At 71.2% G+C, this 19,880-nt stretch carries 16 protein-coding genes and 1 pseudogene; 9 read left to right on the forward strand and 8 right to left on the reverse strand.

Annotation, left to right across the window (positions count from 1 at the left end; genetic code table 11):
- The 3 genes and pseudogenes from AB0N16_RS36470 to glgB all read left to right on the forward strand — a co-directional run.
- Nucleotides 1–345 (forward strand): alpha-glucosidase C-terminal domain-containing protein (locus AB0N16_RS36470; protein ID WP_365804428.1); only part of this gene is annotated, 345 nt, incomplete at its 5' end.
- Between the two features lie 104 nt (nt 346–449).
- Nucleotides 450–734, forward strand: a pseudogene (locus AB0N16_RS36475) (maltokinase); the annotation flags it as partial.
- Between the two features lie 326 nt (nt 735–1,060).
- Complete coding sequence (glgB, locus tag AB0N16_RS36480) at nt 1,061–4,027, forward strand: 1,4-alpha-glucan branching enzyme (RefSeq protein WP_365804430.1); 2,967 nt, start codon at nt 1,061–1,063, stop codon at nt 4,025–4,027.
- Here the strand turns inward: glgB and AB0N16_RS36485 are convergent.
- From AB0N16_RS36485 to AB0N16_RS36505, 5 genes are all read right to left on the reverse strand, one after another.
- Nucleotides 4,002–6,290 carry an ATP-dependent DNA helicase gene (locus AB0N16_RS36485; RefSeq protein WP_365804641.1) on the reverse strand — a complete coding sequence of 763 codons (2,289 nt, stop codon included), beginning with the start codon at nt 6,288–6,290 and terminating at the stop codon, nt 4,002–4,004. The two genes, glgB and AB0N16_RS36485, sit on opposite strands and share 26 nt — an antisense overlap.
- Before the next feature lie 132 nt (nt 6,291–6,422).
- On the reverse strand, nt 6,423–6,740 hold the full coding sequence (gene trxA / locus AB0N16_RS36490; protein ID WP_351710643.1) for a thioredoxin: 318 nt from the start codon (nt 6,738–6,740) through the stop codon (nt 6,423–6,425).
- Nucleotides 6,741–6,754: 14 nt separating this feature from the next.
- Nucleotides 6,755–7,183: a MerR family transcriptional regulator gene (locus AB0N16_RS36495; RefSeq protein ID WP_365804432.1), complete on the reverse strand. Its 429-nt coding sequence runs from the start codon at nt 7,181–7,183 to the stop codon at nt 6,755–6,757.
- Between the two features lie 29 nt (nt 7,184–7,212).
- Nucleotides 7,213–7,986 carry a DUF2127 domain-containing protein gene (locus AB0N16_RS36500; protein ID WP_365804643.1) on the reverse strand — a complete coding sequence of 258 codons (774 nt, stop codon included), beginning with the start codon at nt 7,984–7,986 and terminating at the stop codon, nt 7,213–7,215.
- A 94-nt stretch (nt 7,987–8,080) separates the two neighbouring features.
- Nucleotides 8,081–9,754, reverse strand: a complete 1,674-nt coding sequence (locus tag AB0N16_RS36505) for an MFS transporter (RefSeq protein WP_365804434.1) — start codon at nt 9,752–9,754, stop codon at nt 8,081–8,083.
- A 170-nt stretch (nt 9,755–9,924) separates the two neighbouring features.
- Between AB0N16_RS36505 and AB0N16_RS36510 the strand changes: the two genes are divergently transcribed.
- Nucleotides 9,925–10,542, forward strand: a complete 618-nt coding sequence (locus AB0N16_RS36510) for a TetR/AcrR family transcriptional regulator (protein WP_365804436.1) — start codon at nt 9,925–9,927, stop codon at nt 10,540–10,542.
- A gap of 223 nt (nt 10,543–10,765) precedes the next feature.
- On the opposite strand, the gene AB0N16_RS36515 is transcribed toward AB0N16_RS36510, so the two are convergent.
- Complete coding sequence (locus AB0N16_RS36515) at nt 10,766–12,145, reverse strand: cation:dicarboxylase symporter family transporter (protein ID WP_365804438.1); 1,380 nt, start codon at nt 12,143–12,145, stop codon at nt 10,766–10,768.
- A 151-nt stretch (nt 12,146–12,296) separates the two neighbouring features.
- Here AB0N16_RS36515 and AB0N16_RS36520 point away from each other — a divergent pair, with 151 nt between their 5' ends.
- Both AB0N16_RS36520 and AB0N16_RS36525 read left to right on the forward strand, forming a co-directional pair.
- Complete coding sequence (locus AB0N16_RS36520) at nt 12,297–13,922, forward strand: sensor histidine kinase (protein WP_365804440.1); 1,626 nt, start codon at nt 12,297–12,299, stop codon at nt 13,920–13,922.
- Nucleotides 13,919–14,611, forward strand: coding sequence for a response regulator (locus AB0N16_RS36525; protein WP_365804442.1), 693 nt, complete (start codon nt 13,919–13,921; stop codon nt 14,609–14,611). Before AB0N16_RS36520 ends, AB0N16_RS36525 begins: the two co-directional genes overlap by 4 nt.
- Before the next feature lie 62 nt (nt 14,612–14,673).
- Here the strand turns inward: AB0N16_RS36525 and AB0N16_RS36530 are convergent, their stop codons facing one another.
- On the reverse strand, nt 14,674–15,234 hold the full coding sequence (locus tag AB0N16_RS36530) for a hypothetical protein (protein WP_365804444.1): 561 nt from the start codon (nt 15,232–15,234) through the stop codon (nt 14,674–14,676).
- A 121-nt stretch (nt 15,235–15,355) separates the two neighbouring features.
- Here AB0N16_RS36530 and AB0N16_RS36535 point away from each other — a divergent pair, with 121 nt between their 5' ends.
- Nucleotides 15,356–16,204, forward strand: coding sequence for a 5'-methylthioadenosine/S-adenosylhomocysteine nucleosidase (locus AB0N16_RS36535; RefSeq protein WP_365804446.1), 849 nt, complete (start codon nt 15,356–15,358; stop codon nt 16,202–16,204).
- 169 nt (nt 16,205–16,373) lie between these two features.
- Nucleotides 16,374–18,284: a tetratricopeptide repeat protein gene (locus tag AB0N16_RS36540; protein WP_365804645.1), complete on the forward strand. Its 1,911-nt coding sequence runs from the start codon at nt 16,374–16,376 to the stop codon at nt 18,282–18,284.
- A gap of 6 nt (nt 18,285–18,290) precedes the next feature.
- Here the strand turns inward: AB0N16_RS36540 and AB0N16_RS36545 are convergent, their stop codons facing one another.
- Entirely contained in the window at nt 18,291–18,776 is a 486-nt protein-coding gene (locus AB0N16_RS36545; protein ID WP_365804647.1) for an ATP-binding protein, read from the reverse strand.
- Nucleotides 18,777–19,023: 247 nt separating this feature from the next.
- On the opposite strand from AB0N16_RS36545, the gene AB0N16_RS36550 reads away from it, so the two are divergent.
- Nucleotides 19,024–19,875 (forward strand): helix-turn-helix transcriptional regulator, encoded by an 852-nt coding sequence (locus tag AB0N16_RS36550; protein WP_365804448.1) that lies wholly within the window; start codon nt 19,024–19,026, stop codon nt 19,873–19,875.
- Nucleotides 19,876–19,880: the final 5 nt, after the last annotated feature.

Genomic DNA, 19,880 nt, shown 5'->3' on the forward strand with positions numbered 1-19,880 from the left:
GAGGCGTCGATGTCCTCGCCGTCCTCGCTGCTGCACTGGACGCGCCGGATGATCGAGATCCGCAAGCAGAATCCTGCCTTCGGACTGGGGTCCTATACCGAACTCCAGTCGTCGAACCCGGCGGTGATCGCGTTCCTGCGGGAGTACGAGGACGACCTGGTCCTGTGCGTGCACAACTTCTCCCGGTTCGCCCAGCCCACCGAGCTGGACCTGCGGCGGTTCAACGGCCGGCATCCGGTGGAGCTGTTCGGCGGGGTGCGGTTCCCGGCCGTCGGTGAGCTGCCGTACCTGCTGACTCTGGCAGGGCACGGCTTCTACTGGTTCCGATTGCGCGCGGACGGGTAACCGGAACCCGGCATAGTCCACCCCGGGCGGCGGCGGTTTCCTCCGGCCCGCCCGGGGCACGCATCACTAACGCCCCCGACGACCGGGGAAAGGACGTACCCGCCATGGCGGAAACGGTCACCCCCTCCACGCCCCCTCTCCTCGCCTCGCTCGACCCCCTCCTGCGCGCATGGCTGCCCCGGCAGCGCTGGTTCGCGGGCAAGGGCACCCCGGTCACCGGCTTCGCCACGGTGGCCGAGACCGAACTCCTGCCGTCGGACAGCAGGCTGGGCCTGCACCATCTGCTGGTCCGCGCCGAACAGCCGCCCGCCCCCGCCGAGGCCGGCGACTGCTACCAACTGCTCATAGGCACCCGCGAGGCGCTGCCGCCCCGGCTGGCGCCCGCGCTGATCGGCCACCTCACCGACGGCCCGCTGGCCGGACACACGGTGTACGACGCCCTGTACGATCCCCGGCCCGCCGAGGTCCTCCTGGAGGCCCTGCGCACCCGGGCCCGTATCGGCGGGCTGTTCTTCGAACGCGACCCCGGTCCGGAGATACGCGACGGGCTGGTGGCCCGGCTCCTGACCGCCGAGCAGTCCAACTCCTCGGTCGTCTACGGAGATACGTTCATCCTGAAGCTCCTGCGGCGCGTCGTGCCCGGCGTCAACCCCGACCTGGAGATACCCCTGGCGCTGGCCCGCGAGGGCTGCGCCCGGGTGCCCGCCCCGACGGCATGGCTGCGAGCGGAACTGGCCGGGGAGTCGTACGTCCTGGCCGTCCTCCAGCCCTTCGTCCGCGGCGCGACCGACGGCTGGGAGCTGGCCCTGCGCGAGCTGGCCAAGGGCGAGGACTTCGCGGCGGACGCACGGGCGCTGGGGCGGGCCACCGCCGAGGTGCACACCGCGCTGGCCCGGGCGCTGCCGACCGTCACCCTCGGGCACAGCCAGCTGGAGTCGATGGTCGCGGGCATGACCGAGCGGCTGGCGGCGGCCGTCCAGGCGGTGCCGGCGCTGCGCGCGTACGAGGACGGGCTGCGCTCGGCCTACGAGGCGCTGGCCGGCCTGGCCGCCGAGGGCCGCACCTGGACCGCCCAGCGGGTGCACGGCGATCTGCACCTGGGGCAGTGCCTGCGCTCGCCGTCCGGGGAGTGGTCCCTGATCGACTTCGAGGGCGAGCCGGCCCGCCCGCTGGCCGAGCGCCGGATGCCGCAGCCACCGGTGCGCGACATCGCCGGCATGCTGCGCTCCTTCGACTACGCGGCCCACTCGGTGACCCCGGCGGCCCGCGCCTGGGCACGGCTGTGCCGGGCCGCCTACTGCTCCGGGTACGCCGAGATCACCGGCGTCGACCCGCGCACCGACCCCGTGCTGCTGCGGGCCTACGAGACCGACAAGGCCGTCTACGAGGTCGTCTACGAGGCCCGGCACCGCCCCGACTGGCTGCCCGTGCCCCTGTCGGCCGTCCACCGCCTCGCCACCTCCGACTCGACCTGACATCCCCGGGAGACGCGTCCGTGACCTCCAAGAAGTCCGTATCCCTAGCCGCCGACGACCGTGCGCGGCTGCTGCACGGCACGCACCACGACCCGCACTCCGTCCTGGGCGCGCATCCGGTTCCGGACGGCGGGGTCGCCGTGCGGGTGTTCCGCCCGTACGCCCGCGCGGTGACGGTGGTCGCCGGCCAGGATCTGCGGGCCGGACTGCACGACGACGGCGACGGCTTCTTCTCCGTCCTGCTCCCCCTCTCCGAAGTGCCGGTCTACCGGCTGCTGGTGGAGTACGACGGGACGGTCCAGGAGACCGAGGACGCGTACCGCTTCCTGCCCACCCTGGGCGATCTGGACCTGCATCTGCTCGGCGAGGGCCGGCACGAGCGGCTGTGGGAGGCGCTCGGCGCGCACCCCATGACCCACCAGGGCGTGCCCGGCACCCGTTTCTCGGTGTGGGCGCCGAACGCGCGGGGCGTCCGGCTGGCCGGGGGTTTCAACTTCTGGGACGGCACCGGGCATCCGATGCGCTCGCTCGGCTCCACCGGGATCTGGGAGCTGTTCGTGCCGGGCATCGGCGCGGGCGAGCTGTACAAGTTCGACATCACCCGCCCGGACGGTTCGCACACCCTGCGCGCCGACCCGCTGGCCCGGCGTACCGAGGTCCCGCCCAGCACGTCGTCGATCGTCCACGCGTCCGGCCACGAGTGGGCCGACGAGGAGTGGATGGCCCACCGGGCCGACACACCCGTGCACGAAGCCCCCTTCTCGGTCTACGAGGTGCACCTGCCGTCCTGGCGCCCCGGCCTGACCTACCGCGATCTGGCCGAGCAACTGCCCCGCTACGTCAGCGACCTGGGCTTCACGCATGTCGAGCTGATGCCGGTCGCCGAGCACCCCTTCGGCGGCTCCTGGGGCTATCAGGTCACCGGCTTCTACGCGCCGACGGCCCGCCTCGGCACCCCCGACGACTTCAAGTACCTGGTCGACGCGCTGCACCGGGCCGGCATCGGGGTGCTGATGGACTGGGTGCCGGCGCACTTCCCGCGGGACGACTGGGCGCTGGCGGAGTTCGACGGGCGGCCGCTGTACGAGCACTCGGACCCGCTCCGGGCCGCCCACCCCGACTGGGGCACCTTGGAGTTCGACTTCGGGCGCCGGGAGGTGCGCAACTTCCTGGTGGCGAACGCGCTGTACTGGTGCGAGGAGTTCCACATAGACGGGCTCCGGGTGGACGCGGTCGCCTCGATGCTCTACCTCGACTACTCGCGCGAGCCGGGCCAGTGGACGCCGAACGAGCACGGCGGCCGGGAGAACCTGGACGCGGTGGCGTTCCTGCAGGAGATGAACGCGACGGTCTACCGGCGGGTGCCGGGCGTGGTGACGATCGCCGAGGAGTCGACGGCCTGGGAGGGCGTGACCCGCCCCACCGACACCGGGGGTCTCGGGTTCGGCCTGAAGTGGAACATGGGCTGGATGCACGACTCGCTGGAGTACATGTCCCACGAGCCGGTGCACCGCAAGTACCACCACCACGAGATGACCTTCTCGATGGTCTACGCGTACAGCGAGAACTACGTCCTGCCGATCTCCCACGACGAGGTCGTGCACGGCAAGCGCTCGCTGGTCTCCAAGATGCCCGGCGACTGGTGGCAGCAGCGCGCCAACCTGCGCGCCTACCTGGCCTTCATGTGGGCCCATCCAGGCAAGCAACTCCTGTTCATGGGGCAGGAGTTCGCCCAGGGCGCGGAGTGGTCGGAGGCGAACGGCCCGGACTGGTGGCTGCTGGATCCGGCCTACGGCGCCGAGGCCGACCACCGGGGCGTCCGCGACCTGGTCCGCGACCTCAACACCATCTACCGCGCCACCCCGGCCCTCTGGCAGCGGGACATCTCCCTCGCCGGCTTCCAGTGGATCGCGGGCGACGCGGCCGAGGACAACGTCTTCGCGTTCCTGAGGTACGACGCCGAGGGCACCCCGCTGCTCGCGGTCTGCCACCTCGCCCCCGTGGTCCGCACCGACTACCGCCTGGGCGTCCCGGACGAGATCCCCGCCTGGCACGAGACCCTCAACACGGACGCGGCCCCGTACGGCGGCAGCGGTGTCACCAACCCCGACCCGGTCAAGCCGGAGCCGCAGGGCAGCCATGGCCGCCCCACGAGCATCCGCCTGACCCTGCCGCCGCTGGCTACGGTGTGGCTGCGGCCTGCCTGAGCCCGTCCGGGAGCGGGCCGGTGTGCAGCACGCCCAGGCGCTGGGTGGCCCGGGTCAACGCCACGTACAGGTCGCTGGTGCCGTAGCGGCCCGGTTCGACCACCAGGACCGAGTCGAACTCCAGGCCCTTGGCCTGGCGCGGGTCCAGGAGTACGACCGTCCGGGTCAGGTCGGGTTCGGCGCCGGCCGTGACGCCGTCCAGGCGGCCGGCGAGGGCTCGGTGGAGGTCGCGTGGGGCGATCACCGCCAGGCGGCCCTCGGTGGGGGTGAGTTCGGCCACCGCCTTCTCCACGGCGCCGGGGAGGTCGTCGTGGGCCTGCCGGATCCACGGGCGTACGCCCGTCGAGCGGACCGAGCTCGGGGGCTCGAAGTCCGGGTCCTCGGCGCGGACCACGGCCGCGGCGAGGTCCATGATCTCGGACGGGGTGCGGTAGTTGACGCCGAGACGGGTGTGGTCCCAGCGGTCCTCGACATACGGCTCGAGGATCTTCGACCAGGAGCCCACGCCCGCCGCCTCCGCGGTCTGGGCCGGGTCGCCGACCAGGGTCATGGAGCGGGTCGGGCTGCGCCGCATCAGCAGCCGCCAGGCCATCGGCGACAGCTCCTGCGCCTCGTCGACGATGATGTGCCCGAAGGCCCAGGTGCGGTCGGCGGCGGCCCGCTCGGCCGCGCTGCGGAAGTCCTCCTCCTCGTGGCGCTCGGCGAAGCGTTCGGCGTCGATGATGTCGTGCGCGGACAGGACCTCCGAGGCTTCGGGATCACTGTCCTCCTTGTCGTCGAACTCGTAGGTCCGGGAGGCGTAGGAGACGTCGAGGACGCCCTGCGCATAAGCGATCTGGGTCTCGCGCTCGCGTTCGGCGCGGGCCCGGGCGACGCGCTCGTCGACGCCCAGCAGCTCGGCCGCCTCGTCGAGGAGGGGGACGTCCGAGACCGTCCAGGACCGGGTGACCGGGCGGCGGACCGCGGCCGCGTCCTCGGCTCCGAGATATCCCTCGGGGGCGGCCAGGAAGTCGGCGACCAGGCGCTGCGGGGTCAGCCGTGGCCACAGCTGGTCGACGGCGGACCAGACCTCGGGGTTCTCCGCGAGTTCGTCGCGGATCTGGGTGATGTCGGAGGCGTCCAGCAGGCTGCTGCCGTCGAAGGGGTCGGTGCCGACCCGTTCGGCGTACAGCTCGGTGAGGGTGTTGAGAAGGTGACCCTCGAAGTGCTCGCGGGCCACGTTGTGCGGGAGATCGGCGGCACGGGTGCGTTCGCGGGCCATGTTGACCAGGCCGTCGTCGAGCATCAGCACCTCGCGGTCGTGCTCGACGGTGATGACCGGGTCGGGCAGCGCCTGCCGGTCGCGTACGACGGCGGCCAGCACGTCGGCCATGTCGGCGCGGCCCTTCACGGCGGCCGCCTCCGGGGTGTCGGCCGCCGTGGCCTTCACCCCGGGGTACAGCTCGCCGACCGTCGCCAGCAGGACGCCGGTCTCGCCGAGCGAGGGCAGCACCTCGCCGATGTAACCGAGGAAGGCGGGGTTGGGGCCGACGATGAGCACGGCCCGCTTGGAGAGCAGTTCCCGGTATTCGTAGAGGAGATAGGCGGCCCGGTGCAGCGCGACCGCGGTCTTGCCCGTCCCGGGGCCGCCCTCGACGACCAGGACCCCCCGATGCGGGGCCCGGATGATCTCGTCCTGCTCGGCCTGGATGGTCTGCACGATGTCGCTCATCCGGCCGGTGCGGGCCGAGCTGAGGGCGGCGAGCAGCACCGCGTCGCCGGACGGGTCCTCGTGGCCGGTGCGCTCCTGGTCGCCGAGGTCGAGGATCTCGTCGTGCAGGGAGGCGACTCTGCGGCCGTCGGTGGCGATGTGCCGGCGGCGGCGCAGGCCCATCGGGGTGTGGCCGGTGGCCAGGTAGAAGGGGCGGGCGACCGCGGCGCGCCAGTCGATGAGGACCGGGGTGCGCTCGGCGTCGTTCAGGCGCAGTCCGATCCGGCCGATGTGGTGCTTCGTGCCGGAGACCAGGTCGATCCGGCCGAAGCAGAGGGAGCCGTCCACGGCGTTCAGGGCGGCGAGCAGCCCGGATCGCTCGGCGACCAGGATGTCCCGCTCCAGTCGGGCCTGCATCGGCTTGTCGCCGAGGGCGAGGGCGTCCGCGACCGAGTCCTCGGTGTCGCCGCGCAGCGCGTCCACCCGTGCGTACAGTCCGTCGATGAATTCCTGCTCATGCCGCAATTCATCGTCCGGAAATTCGGTGTTTGACAATTCCGCTCCCGCCCGGATATACTGTGCCCACTGAACTTCTTCGTGACCGAATCGATTTCGCAGTCGACCTGAAGTCACGAACTCTTGAATATACGCAAAAGAATCCCCCGAGCGCAATTGCTCGGGGGATTCTTCGTGTCGCCGGCCGGTTCAGAGCAGCACGTCGGACAGCTCCTCCAGGAGCCGCCGCTTGGGCCGGGCGCCCACCATCGACTTCACCGGCTCACCGTCCCGGAACACCATGAACGTCGGCATCGACAGCACCTTGTAGGCGTTCGTCGTCTCCGGATTGTGGTCCACGTCCAGCTGGACCACCTTCAGCCGCTCACCCTCCTCCGCCGCCAGTGCCGTGAGCACCGGCGCCATCTGCCGGCACGGCGGGCACCAGTCGGCGGTGAACTCCACCAGCACCGGCCCGTCCGCCCCGATCACCTCCGCCGCGAAGTCCGCGTCCGTCACCTCGGCCACACCCGGCGCCTTGGTCATCCGCCATCCCCTCCCAGCTCGCACACCGGTTCCGGACCACCCGGAACCTCCGCCTCGGCGGCCAACTCGTCCCGTGCCCGCACCGCCCGCTTCAGCTGCGCCCCGACCTCGGCCCGCACGGCCTGCAACTCGCCGATGAGCGAGTCCAGCTCCGCCAGCTTGCGCCGGTAGACCGCGAGCGACGCCGGGCAGGTGTCGCCCTCCGGGTGCCCGGCCCGCAGGCACTCCACGAACGGCCGGGTCTCCTCCAGCTCGAACCCGAAGTCCTGGAGCGTCCGGATCTGCGTGAGCAGCTTCAGATCGCTCTCGTCGTAGGTCCGGTGGCCGTTGTCGGAACGCCGCGCGGGCAGCAGCCCGCGCGCCTCGTAGTACCGCAGGGTGCGCGTGGTGGTACCGGCCCGTGCGGCCAGCTCGCCGATTCGCATGTCTACGACGGTAGGACTTGACGCCGACGTCAAGGCAAGCTCGGCTGCACCCCGGCGGACTCCTCGACCTCCAGCAGGGAGGCGCTGTGCCGCTCCTCCTCGAAGGCCCGGCGCCCGCCGCGCAGCCCGAACAGCCGCTTGGCAAGGGCGATGTAGAGCACCGCGAGAATGTTGAGGACCAGAGTGGCGATCTTCAGATAACTGACCTTCTCGGTGAGTTCGTAGATCTCCAGCGGCAGAAAGGCGGCGGTGGCGATGACCGTCAGGTACTCCGCCCACCGCTTGGCGTACCAGAGCCCGACGGCCTCGACGAGTTCGATCAGCGCGTACGCCAGCAGCAGCACGGCCACCAGCAGCAGCGTGGAGTGCTTGTAACCGAAGGCCTTCTGTATGGAGCCGACGACCGGTGAGTGGTCGAGGTCGTAGTGGAAGTGCTTGAAGACCGGCCGGAAGGTGTCCAGGTACTCGTTGAAGAGCCGGCGCACCGCGTCCTGGCTGTTGCTGAACTTCCACACCGCGACCGCGACCAGCACGATGAACACCCCGCGCACGGCCCGCTCGATCGCCAGGAACCGCAGGATGAACAGGTCCCGCAGCACCTTCCCGCGGGGCACCAGGGGGGCGTCCGACGCCGGGCCCGAGCCGTGCGGCTCCCCGAGCGCGAAGTCGCCGCACCGCAGACAGCGCCAGGCCTCCCCGACCGCGGTCTGGGCGTGCAGCCGTACCCGCAGCCGCGGGTCGTCGGGGGCATAGGTCACATGCCCCTTGCGCGCGCAGTGCCGACGGTCCCAGTCGATCTTCATCCCCCGTGCCTCCATGCCAGGAATGCCAACGTGCCGATCCGGTTGGCCCGGAGCGGCACGTTAGTGGATACGGCCGGCAAGTGGCGGTGAGGGGTCAGCGCACCCCGCTGTCCGCCGGCTCCCGCTCCTCGGCCGGATCCTCGGCCACGGCCTTCTTGTGCCCCGGCAGCAACACCGCGACCGCCACGGTTCCGATGCCCAGGATCACCGCGCCGACCAGGCTGGTGTGGGCCACCGCGGCCGCGAAGGAGGAGCTGACGGCGTCAGCCATCTGCCGGGCGCCCTCGGCGAGTTGCTGCGCCTGTGCCTTCAACTGGGCCGCCTGCTGCGGGTCGGTGGCCCGGGCCGCCTGGGCGGCCGTCTGCCTGGCCTTCTCGCCGATGCCCTGGGCGACCGCGTAACCGGCGCCGACCGAGTCCTGGGCGGTGGCGAGGGCGCTCGCGGGCAGCTTGCCGCCCCTGGTGGCGTCCGTGAGGTGGTTGCCGTAGGACGTGGCGAGCAGCGAGCCGAGGATGGCGATGCCGAGGGAGCCGCCCAGCTCCAGCGAGGTGTCGTTGACGGCGCCGCCGACGCCCAGCTCGGACTCCGGGAAGGCGCCCATGATGGCGTCCGTGCAGGGCGAGAGCGCCAGGCCGATGGCCAGGCCGAGGATGATCAGGGGGGCCACGAAGTCCCCGTACCCCGAGGAGGCGTCCACCCGGGTGAGCAGGGCGAGCGCGGTGGTGCCGCCGACCATCCCCGCGGTGACCGTCCACTTCATGCCGACGCGCGGGGTGAGCCAGCCGGTCAGGGCCGAGCCGGCGAAGACCGCACCGGCCAGCGGGAGCATGCGGACGCCGGTGCCGAGGGCGTCGTAGCCAAGGACGAACTGGAGGTGCTGGGTGAGGTAGTAGAAGGCGCCGAAGACGGCCAGGAAGAACAGGGCGACGGCGAGGTTGGAGCCGGCGAAGCGGCGGTGGGCGAAGCGGCGGACGTCCAGGACCGGGTGCGGGTGGCGCAGCTCCCACAGGACGAAGGCGACGAGGCCGGCGCCCGCGACCACGGCCGCCGTGACCGCCTTGACGCCCCAGCCGAAGTGCGGCCCCTCGATGATCATGTAGACCAGCGAGCCGATCCAGAGCACCGAGAGCAGTCCGCCGACGTAGTCGATGCGGTGGTGGTGACCGGCCCTGGACGGCGGTACGAGGACGAGGGCGCCGACGATCGCGGCGGCCGCGATCGGCACGTTGATGAGGAAGGTCGAGGACCAGCCGTGGTCGCGCAGCAGGGCGCCGGCGACCACCGGTCCGGCGGCGATGGCGAGCCCGGCCGTGGCGGTCCACAGGGTGATGGCCTTCGACCGCTCGTGGCGCGGGAAGGTGGCGGCGAGCAGCGAGAGGGTGGCCGGCATGATCAGCGCGGCGCCGGTGCCCATCACGGCACGGGCCGCGATCACGGTCGTGGCGCTGTCGGCGAGATACCCGAAGACGGCCCCGCCCCCGAACACGACCAGGCCCAGGATCAGCGCCCCGCGGCGGCTGTACTTGTCGCCGATCGCGCCGAGCAGCAGCATCAGGGCGGCGTACGGGACGGTGTAGCCGTCGATGACCCACTGCAGGTCGGCGCTGCTGAGCCCCAGGTCGGTGGTCATGTCGGGCGCGGCCACCGTGAGGGCGGTGTTGGCCATCACGATGATCAGCAGGCTCAGGCAGAGCACCAGCAGCGCCCACCAGCGGCGCGGATACGGCCGCTCCGTCGTCTCGACCGGTTCCTTCATGACGAGTCGCATGGCAGGGATCGCCTTCCTCACGCTTCGGATGCCGTCTGTACGACCGAACTTGCACGGTGGCGTGCAATTGCACAACAATGTGCAATGTAGAGGCTCTGCACACCACTGTGCAAATGAAGGAGGTGAAGCCCTTGCGGAGAGACGGTGCGCCCCGCCGCGGGGCAGGCAGAATGACAGTCATGACCACGGGTAGCCCCTCCCGCGCCGACGTGAACCGGCGCCGCATCCTCGACGTCGCCCTCGCCGAGCTGCTGCGCGACCCCGACGCCTCGATGGACCAGATCGCGCGCGCGGCAGGGGTCGTACGACGGACCGTGTACGGCCATTTCCCGAGCCGGGAGGCGCTGATCGGCACACTGGTCGACGGCGCGGTGGAGGCACTGATGGCAGCCGACGCGGGGGCCCGCCGGGAGACGGCGAACCCGGCGGAGGCGGTGGCCCGGTCGGTGCTCGCCCTCTGGGAGATCGCCGACCGCTACCGGCTGCTGGTCGGCCTCGCCCAGCGCACGGTCACCATGCGGGGCATCCGCGACCGTCTGGCCCCCCTGCGCGAGGAGAAGGTGGAGCTGCTGCAGCGCGGCCTCGACGAGGGCGACTTCAGCTCACCGCTGCCGGCGCCGGCCCTGGCGTACGTCCATGAGCAGCTGCTGTTCGCGGTGATGGAGGCGGTCAACGACGGCCTACTCGACGCGAAGGAGGCGGGCCGCTCCGCCGCGGTCAGCGCACTGACGGCAGCGGGCGTGCCCGCCTCCAGGGCCACCACGCTGGTGGCCGAGTTGAGCGAGTAGCCCGGGTACGGCTCCGGACGGCTGAGCGGGGGGGGGGGGGAGTTGTCAGCCGCCCGGAGGACGGTGGCCGGACGGCCGGCCCGGGTTCAGGCCGAGCCGGACGCCCGACGGTTCGGGAGCGCCCCGAAGGGGCGCGGGCCGTATCGATGTGCGGCTCCGCCGCGTGGGCGCGACCAGCCACACGCGACCGGCAGCCGAGCATGCACAGCGGCCAGGCAGACGCTCAGGCCTTCGCCAGCTCCTCCCGCTGCTCGGGAACCTCGGGCGTGCCCGGCTCCCCGTCATCCAGCAGCGTCTTCTCGTCGAACGGCAGCTCACCCGCGAGCACCTGCCGCACGCGGCCCTTGTCGATCTCCTTCGTCCACGTGCCGATCAGCACCGTGGCGACCGCGTTACCGGCGAAGTTCGTCAGCGCGCGGGCCTCGCTCATGAACCGGTCGATGCCGACGATCAGACCGACGCCGTCCACCAGCGCCGGCTTGTGCGACTGCAGACCACCGGCCAGCGTGGCCAGACCGGCGCCGCTGACGCCCGCCGCGCCCTTCGAGGCCAGCAGCAGGAAGAGCAGCAGCGGGATCTGCTCACCGATCGACATCGGTGTACCGAGGGCGTCGGCGATGTACAGCGACGCCATGGTCATGTAGATCATCGTGCCGTCGAGGTTGAAGGAGTACCCCGTCGGAACGGTGATACCGACGACCGGCTTGCTGATCCCCAGGTGCTCCATCTTCGCGATGAGCCGCGGCAGCGCGGACTCGGAGGAGGAGGTGGACAGGATCAGCAGGAACTCGCGGGCGAGGTATTTGAACAGGGTGAAGATGTTCAGCCCGGTGACGACCCGGAGCATCGTGCCCAGCACCACGAAGACGAACAGCACACAGGTGATGTAGAAGCCGAGCATCAGCACGGCGAGGCTCTTGAGCGCGTCGAGCCCGGCGGACCCGACGACGGCCGCGATGGCACCGAACGCACCGATCGGCGCGGCCCACATGATCATGCCCAGGATGCGGAAGACGAGCCGCTGGATGTGCTCGATTCCCCGCAGGACCGGCTGCCCGGCCGAACCCATGGCCTGCAACGCGAACCCGGCGAGCAGCGCGATGAGCAGCGTCTGCAGCACCTGGCCCTCGGTGAAGGCGGAGACGAAGGTGGTCGGAATGATCGACAGCACGAAGTCGACGCCGCCGAGCGCCTCGGAGTCCACCTGGGCGTGTCCGGAGGCCTTGAGGGCGTTGGTGATGTGCAGCCCGTCACCGGGGTGCAGGATGTTGCCGACGACCAGGCCGATGGTGAGCGCGACCAGCGACATCACCAGGAAGTAGCCGAGCGCGATACCGCCCACGGCGCCGACCTTGGCGGCCTTCCGCACGGACCCGATCCCCAGCACGATCGTGCAGAAGATGATCGGCGAGATCATCATCTTGATCAGGTTGACGAAGCCGGTACCGAGGGGCTTGAGTTCGACGCCGGCGTCGGGCCAGATCAGCCCCACGGCGATGCCCAGCGCGACCGCGACGATCACGGCGATGTACAGGTAATGGGTGCGGTCCCGCTTCACAGCGGGTGCGGCAGGTGCCGTACTGGGGGAGCTTGCGGCGGCCACGGCTGCCCTCCTTGACGTCTTCGTCGGTATCACCGGCGTGCGGCTCACGTCCGGGGGATATGGGGGTTGTCGTGACTATCTCCTGGTCTGTGAGCCCGGTCACCCTTCCGTTCATTTCGTTCACGCTTCCCCCGGGAGGCACACTGCTGCCATGCGCCTCCCGTCCCTCCCCCGACCTCGCAGCCTGGCCGGCCAGCTGTTCGCCATGCAGGCCGTGCTGATAGCGGTGCTGGTCGCCGGGTACGCGCTGTTCACCTACGTGAGCGACCGCCACCAGGCGCAGGAGGCGGCGACCCGGCAGACGACGGCGGTGGCACGGTCGGTGGCGAACGCGCCCTCGGTGCGGGCGGCGATCCATACGTCGAACCCTTCGGAGGAGCTGCAGCCGTACGCCCTCCAGGTCATGCGGGCCACCGGGGTCGACTTCATCACGATCATGACCCCGGACGGCATCCGCTGGACCCACCCCGACGAGAAGGAGATCGGCAAGCACTACCTGGGCCATATCGAGGCGGCCCAGCACCGCCGCACCTACAGCGAGACGTACAAGGGCACGCTCGGCGCGTCCGTGCGCACGGTGACGCCGGTTCTGGAGAACGGCCATGTGATCGGCCTGGTGAGCGCCGGCATCAAGGTGGAGGCGATCAGCAAGCGGGTCCAGGAGCAGGTCACGGCCCTGCTGGGGACCGCGGCCGGCGCGCTGCTGCTGGGCGCGCTCGGCACCTACGTCGTCAACGCGCGCCTACGACGTCACACGCACGGGATGAACGCGGCCGAGCTGAGCCGGATGCACGACTACCACCAGGCGGCGCTGCACGCGGTCCGCGAGGGCCTGCTGATGCTGGACGGCCAGTTCCGGGTGGCGTTGATCAACGACGGCGGGCGGGAGCTGCTGGGGGTGGGCCCGGAGGGGGAGGTCGTGGGCCGCTCGGTGGCGGAGCTGAGCCTGCCGGCCCCGCTGACCGGCGCGCTGCTGGCCTCGGAGCCCCGGGTGGACGAGGTGCATCTGACCGCGGACCGGGTGCTGGTGGTGAACACCTCGCCGGTGTCGGGCGGTGAGCGCCGCGGCACGGTGGTCACCCTCCGGGACGTCACCGAACTCCAGGCCCTGATGGGCGAGCTGGACTCGGAGCGGGGCTTCACGCAGGCGCTGCGCTCCCAGGCGCACGAGGCGGCGAACCGACTGCACACGGTCGTCTCGCTCATCGAGCTGGGGAGGGCCGCGGAGGCGGTGGACTTCGCGACGGCCGAGCTCGAGCTGGCGCAGGCGCTGACCGACCAGGTGGTGGCGGCGGTCAGCGAGCCGGTCCTGGCCGCGCTGCTGCTGGGCAAGACGGCCCAGGCGAACGAGCGGGGCGTGGAGCTGGTGGTCTCGGACGAGAGCCGGCTGGATGACGGTTTGCTACCGGAGAGCCTGTCGGCGCGCGATCTGGTCACCGTCCTCGGCAACCTGATCGACAACGCGGTGGACGCGGCCCAGGGGACGGTACGGGCGCGCGTGACGGTGACCGCCTTCGCGGAGGATGCCGAGCTGGTGATGAAGGTGGCGGACACGGGTGCGGGGGTGGACCCCGCGCATGCGGAACTGGTCTTCCAGCGCGGCTTCTCGACGAAGCCGGCGGGGCCGGGCGGTCGGGGGCTGGGGCTGGCACTGGTCCGGCAGGCGGTGACACGTCTGGAGGGCACCCTGACCGTGACGGAGGCGCCGAAGGGCGGGGCGGTGTTCGAGGTGCGGTTGCCGTTGCGGGCGTCGCTGGCGGGGGGCGAGGCCCGATGACCGGGGAGCCGATCAGAGTCCTGGTCGTCGAGGACGACCCGGTGGCCGCGGACGCGCACGTCCTGTACGTGGGCCGGGTGCCGGGGTTCGTGGCGGTGGGGAAGGCGCACAGCGGGGCGGAGGCACGGCGGATCCTGGACCGTACGGCCGTGGATCTGCTGCTCCTGGACCTGCATCTGCCGGACGTGCACGGGTTGCAGTTCGCGCGGTCGCTACGGGCGGCCGGCCATCAGGCCGACGTCATAGCGGTGACGTCGGCACGGGACCTGGCGGTGGTGCGGGAGGGGGTCTCGCTGGGGGTGGTCCAGTACGTCCTGAAGCCGTTCACCTTCGCGACGCTCCGGGACCGGCTGACCCGGTACGCGGAGTTCCGGGCGGCGGTGGGCGAGGCGAGCGGCCAGGACGAGGTGGACCGGGCGCTGGCCGCACTCCGGGCGCCGTCCTCGCCCGCGGCGCTGCCGAAGGGGCTCAGCGCACCGACGCTGGAGCGGGTGACCGTCGCACTGCGGGAGTCGGAGGAAGGGCTGACCGCGGCGGCGCTGGCGGAGAGCGTGGGGATTTCGAGGATCACGGCCCGGCGGTATCTGGAGCATTTGGTGGAGGCGGGGACGGCGGGGCGGAGTCCGCTGTATGGGCAGGTGGGGAGACCGGAGCTGGTTTATCGGTGGGGGCGGGGGCAAAGCCGATAAAGCCGCTCTCATGCGCCGTTCCGTCCCCCGTGCCCTGATACGTGGGCATCAACGGTACGGCGTCAGGCCGGGGTCCGTACCGCTCTCGCCGGCCTCATGTACAGCAGGACCTGCACCCCGAGCCCCACCACCGCGAGCGCCTCCACCACCGACAGCCCGACCAGCAACCCACCGCCGTCCCCGCCGGCCCAGAACACCACCAGCGCCGCCAGCGGCACCGCGCAGAACGCCGTCAGATCGATCACGGCCTGGATCGTCTTACGGGTCCGCCGACGGACGTCGGTCCGGTGATAGGCCTCCCAGCCGAAGGTGCTGAAATCTCCGTTGTCGGCGGCCAGTTGAGCGAGCCGGGGCCCCAACTCGTCCCGCACGTAGTACCCGATCGCCGAGATCTTCTCGTCGTTGACCAGGTACGTCCACCCGAGCACCACACACACCGGCGGCAACGCCAGCAGCATCGACGCCTGCTTGGCCTGCGCCGCCGCTGCGATGACGGCGGCCACCACCCCGAGCGTCACGTACAGCAGATTGTCCCGGAACCCGATCCGCGCCTTCTGCTCGTCCTTGATTGTCTGGTACTCGGCGAGCAGCAACTGCCCGACGGTGACCCCTTGCTCCGGCATACGGCTCTCCCCCGCCCGACGGGCCGACTCCCGCCGGACGACCCTACCCCGCCGATCTGATCTTCTTACGGCAGTCACCAACAGGCCCGTGGGCCAGGCGGCTTGGCGCTACCGTTGACAAATGCCCGCGAAGCGACCGCGTCCCACCGCCGCAGCCGTCATCCTCACCGCTCTGCCGGAGGAGTACGACGCCGTGCGCGCCCATCTCGTCGACGCCGAGGAGATCGTCCACCCCAAGAACGGAACCCGGGCCGAACTCGGCCGCCTCGCGGACACCGCCTGGACCGTGGCGCTCGCCGAACTGGGCGTGGGTGCCCTGGCCGCCGCCTCACTCACCACACAGATCGTCGACTGGCTCGACCCCGAGGCGGTGCTCTTCGTCGGCGTCGCGGGCGGCCTCAAGGACGACATCGAGATCGGTGACGTCGTGGTCGGCACGAAGGTGTACGCCATCCACGGCGGCAAGCAGACACCGGACGGCTTCCAGGCACGCCCCGAGGTCTGGCACGGCTCGCACCGACTGGTACAGGCGGCGCGCTCGGCGCTGCGGGACATGCCGGACGTACGAGGGCACCGCAAGCCGATCGCTGTCGGCGATGTCGTCCTGGCCGACGACAGATCGGCCTTCGCCGCCCACATCCGCCACCACTACAACGACGCCTGCGCGATCGAGATGGAGGGCTCCGGCGCCGCGCACGCGGCCCACCTGAACGGCCAGTTGGACACCCTGGTGATCCGGGGCATCAGCGACCTCGCCAACGCCGACAAGCACACGGCCGACGCCTCGGGCTCGCAGATCCTCGCCGCCGAACGGGCCGCGTCGGTGGCGGTGGAGGTCCTGCGCAAGCACCAGCCCCGGGAGTCCTCCGACTCCGAGGAGGATCCCCAAGAACGTTACCGGGGCGACCACATCGACTTCAGGGGCGGCATCTTTCACGGCCCCGTCATCGGCAAGCAGACCGGACGGTAGCGCCAAGGGCACGGCCCACGGCCCGGTCCCCCAGGCGACGGCCACCCTGCCGCCACGACCCATGGGCTTCACCGGCCGGTCTGCGGAACTGGACCGCCTTCTCCCGCACCTAACCCCGGACCATGCTGGCGGGGACGCCCTCCCCGTCCTCATCTTCGCCGTCACCGGCATGGGTGGCATCGGCAAGACCGCGCTGGCGGTGGAGACGGCACATCGGGCGCGCGAGAAGGGGTGGTTCCCTGGCGGCACGGTCTTCGTGGATCTGCGCGGGTACGACGACGCCCCGGTCACCGCGGACCAGGCGGTTCTCGCCCTCCTCGACGCGCTCGGCGTCCGGGGACAGGATCTGCCGCCGACCGCGGAACGCCAGTACGACGCCTACCGCGCGCTCCTCGCCGAACAACAGAAACGGATGCTGCTGATCCTGGACAACGCCTCGGATCCGTCCCAGTACCTGCCGCTGCTGCCGGGCACGGACCACCACAGGGTGCTGATCACCTCCCGGGACCGACCCGACGCCCTGTCCATACGCCTCATCGACCTGGAGACACTCGACCCGGACGACTCTGTCGCCCTGGTCAGCCGGGCACTGTACGACACCGACGAACGGGACGAACGCCCCGGGTGCGAGCCGGACGCCCTGCGCGAACTGACCGACCTCTGTGGCCACTTGCCCCTGGCTCTCCAGATCGCGGCCGCGATGCTGCGCCGACGCCGGTACCGGAGCATCGCCTCGCTGGTCGCCGAGATCAAGGAGACCGGGGACCCGACCAGCGCCCTCGACAAGGGCAGTCGCGGTACGGATCAGTACGGCCGTTCGCTGGTCCTCCGGCCTGTGCTCGAGGCGTCGTATCGCCGACTGCCGCCCGATCAAGCCCGGTTGTTGCGGCTGCTCGCCCTCGCACCGGGTGCGGAGATCGGCACGGAGGCGGTGGCCGCGCTGGCCGACCTCGACGAGGAGACCGTGCTGTCCCTGCTGGAGGACTTGGCCGCCACACATCTCGTCACGCCGGTCCGGGACGGCGAGGGGGCGGCTTCGGTGGTGCGGTGGCGGCTGCATGACCTGGTGCGGGCTTATGGGGTGGGTTTGGTGGCGGGGGATGCGCGGTTGCAGGAGGAGGGGGAGGCGGCGCGGGAGCGGGTATTGGGGTTTTACTGCCGGTGGGCGGGTGCGGCAGGTGCTCGGTTGCGGTGGTTGCCGGGGATGGTTGAGCCGGAGCGCTTCGGTGATCGGGGTGCGGCGTTGGCCTGGTTTGACGGGGAGCGGGCTGGGTTGGTGGCGGCGGTGGGGTGGGCGCGGGAGGAACGGTATGCGGAGGCGGCGGGAGGGCTGGCCGAGTGCCTGTCGGAGTATCTCAGCTGGCGTAGGCACTTCGACGACTGGATCACCGTGGCCGGCACGTCGCGGGAGGCCGCATACGGTGCTGGAGACCGCCGCCGCGAGGCCGTCGCGTGGAACAACCTCGGCCTTGCCCTGAAGGGGGCGGGCCGAGTAGAGGAAGCGATCCACGCCCACACCCACGCCCGCGACCTGCACCGGGATGCCGCCACTCCCCACCACGAGGCCATCGCGTGGAACAACCTCGGCCTTGCCCTGCGGGGGGCGGGCCGAGTGGAGGAAGCGATCCACGCCCACACCCGTGCCCGCGACCTGTTCCAAGACATCGGCGATGGCCCGCGCGAGGCCATCGCGTGGAACAACCTCGGCATCGCCCTGAAGGAGGCGGGCCGAGTAGAGGAAGCGATCGACACCCACACCCACGCCCGCGACCTGCACCGGGCCGTCGGCGCCCGCCATGGCGAGGCAATGGCGTGGGGCAACCTCGGTATCGCCCTGCGGACCGCGGGCCGGGTGGAGGAGTCGATCGAGGCCTATACCAAGGCGCTGAGCATCTATCGGGAGTTCGATGACTGGTACGGGGCCGGCCAGACCCTCCACAGCCTGGCCAACGCCCACCAAGACGCTCAACGCCCGGCCGACGCCCGCGCCTGCCTGCTCCAGGCCGCCGACGCCTACACCCGCGCCAACGCCCCCACCGAAGCAGCCCGAGCCCGTGCCCGGGCCGCCCGACTCGCCTGAACCCCCTCACCACCCCCGAGCCCCCCACCCCGGCAGCACCGCCCACATCCGCGTCCCACCCCCGGGCTCCCGCCCCTCCCCGAACCCCCACTCCCCCTCACACGCCCGCACCACGCACCCCAGCACCCGCAGCGCGGCCCGCCTCCGCACCTCGCAAGCCGCGGCGACCCGAGGGTGACGGTGCCGGGGGTGCCCGTCATAGAGGATCACCCGCAGCGCGTCCTCCCGGTACCGCAACGACAGATACACCTCCTCCCCCGGCGTGAACCGACCCGCACACGCGGCCAGTTCACTCACCACCTGCACGGCCGCGTCCGTCATGTCCTCCAGTCCATGCACCTTGAGTACGACCCGGGTGGCCGCCCGCGCGACCCGGCAACTGGCCGCGCCCGCAGGCAGCGTGAAGCTGTAGGCGAGCGTGTCCGGAGAGGGCGCCGCCACCCCCGGGACGTCCTCCGTGACGATCGGACACGCCGAGGCAGCAGCCGACATAGACATGAGTAACTCCTCTTCGACAGGCGGGACTCGAGACGCCCACACGGCACCACCGGTGGCCTGTCGCACGAACCCGGGCAGGCTCGTGCGATGCACTTCCGGTGACGTCGATCCGTAGACGACCCATCACCGACTGTAAAGCATTCGAGGAGTACGTGTACTACTCTCTGCGGAAACGACCGGTGGACCAACCCCTCGTCTCAAGGCAGACTGACCCCGTCAACAGCCAGCCGCGAGGGACCACATGCCGCCGAGAAGCACACCGACGGAACGCCAGCGCCGCCTCGGCGAGGAGTTGCGCAGGATGCGGATCGCGGCCGGGATGACCACGGAACACGCCGCCGGTCTGCTGGGCGTCCCGCGCACCAACGTGCCCAACATGGAGTCCGGCCGCTCCGGCATCAGTCCCGAACGCGTGCGCACCCTCGCCGACAACTACGGCTGCACGGACCAGGCCTTCGTCACCGCACTCGCCGCCATGGCGGGCAGCCGCGAGAAGGGCTGGTGGGAGACGTACCGGGGGCAACTACGCGACGGCTTCCTGGACATCGCCGAACTGGAGTGGCACGCCAGGCGGCTGCGCATAGCGGTCACTGTGCACATGCCCGGACTCCTCCAGACCGAGGAGCACGCACGTGCGGTCTTCGGCGCCGTCTTCCCGCCCCTCGCCCCGGCCGACGTCGACCTGCGCACCGCCCACCGCATGGACCGGCAGCAGGTTCTCGACCGCCCCGAGCCCCCGGCCCTCGACGTGATCCTCCACGAGGCGGCTCTGCGCATGGAGTTCGGCGGGCCGAAGGTGGCGCGGCGGCAGCTCGACCACCTGCTGCGCGTGTCCGAGCGCGACAGCGTCACCCTGCGGGTCATCCCGTTCAAGGCCGGTGGCTTCCCCGGCGCCGGGCAGTCAGTCGTCTACGCCGAGGCCGCCGTACCCCGCCTGGACACCGTCGAACTGGACAGCACCCACGGTCCCGAGTTCCTCGACACGGAGGCGCAGCTCGGCAAGTACCGGGCCCAACTCGACGCGGCAGCCGCCGTGGCCCTCGACGCCGACGGGTCCCGTGACTTCATCCGCACCCTTGCCGACGACCTCTAGGAGCA

Origin of the sequence: Streptomyces sp. NPDC051105 (genome assembly GCF_040682795.1) — a bacterium.
GTDB lineage: Bacteria > Actinomycetota > Actinomycetes > Streptomycetales > Streptomycetaceae > Streptomyces.

Bases quoted from the DNA above. Each gene is read 5' to 3' on its own strand.
- glgB (WP_365804430.1), top strand. From the start codon at position 1,061: ATGGCTGCGAGCGGAACTGGCCGGGGAGTCGTACGTCCTGGCCGTCCT.
- AB0N16_RS36495 (WP_365804432.1), bottom strand. From the start codon at position 7,183: ATGCGAATCGGCGAGCTGGCCGCACGGGCCGGTACCACCACGCGCACC.
- AB0N16_RS36500 (WP_365804643.1), bottom strand. From the start codon at position 7,986: ATGAAGATCGACTGGGACCGTCGGCACTGCGCGCGCAAGGGGCATGTG.
- AB0N16_RS36505 (WP_365804434.1), bottom strand. From the start codon at position 9,754: ATGCGACTCGTCATGAAGGAACCGGTCGAGACGACGGAGCGGCCGTAT.
- AB0N16_RS36510 (WP_365804436.1), top strand. From the start codon at position 9,925: ATGACAGTCATGACCACGGGTAGCCCCTCCCGCGCCGACGTGAACCGG.
- AB0N16_RS36520 (WP_365804440.1), top strand. From the start codon at position 12,297: ATGCGCCTCCCGTCCCTCCCCCGACCTCGCAGCCTGGCCGGCCAGCTG.
- AB0N16_RS36525 (WP_365804442.1), top strand. From the start codon at position 13,919: ATGACCGGGGAGCCGATCAGAGTCCTGGTCGTCGAGGACGACCCGGTG.
- AB0N16_RS36530 (WP_365804444.1), bottom strand. From the start codon at position 15,234: ATGCCGGAGCAAGGGGTCACCGTCGGGCAGTTGCTGCTCGCCGAGTAC.
- AB0N16_RS36535 (WP_365804446.1), top strand. From the start codon at position 15,356: ATGCCCGCGAAGCGACCGCGTCCCACCGCCGCAGCCGTCATCCTCACC.
- AB0N16_RS36540 (WP_365804645.1), top strand. From the start codon at position 16,374: ATGGGTGGCATCGGCAAGACCGCGCTGGCGGTGGAGACGGCACATCGG.
- AB0N16_RS36545 (WP_365804647.1), bottom strand. From the start codon at position 18,776: ATGTCGGCTGCTGCCTCGGCGTGTCCGATCGTCACGGAGGACGTCCCG.
- AB0N16_RS36550 (WP_365804448.1), top strand. From the start codon at position 19,024: ATGCCGCCGAGAAGCACACCGACGGAACGCCAGCGCCGCCTCGGCGAG.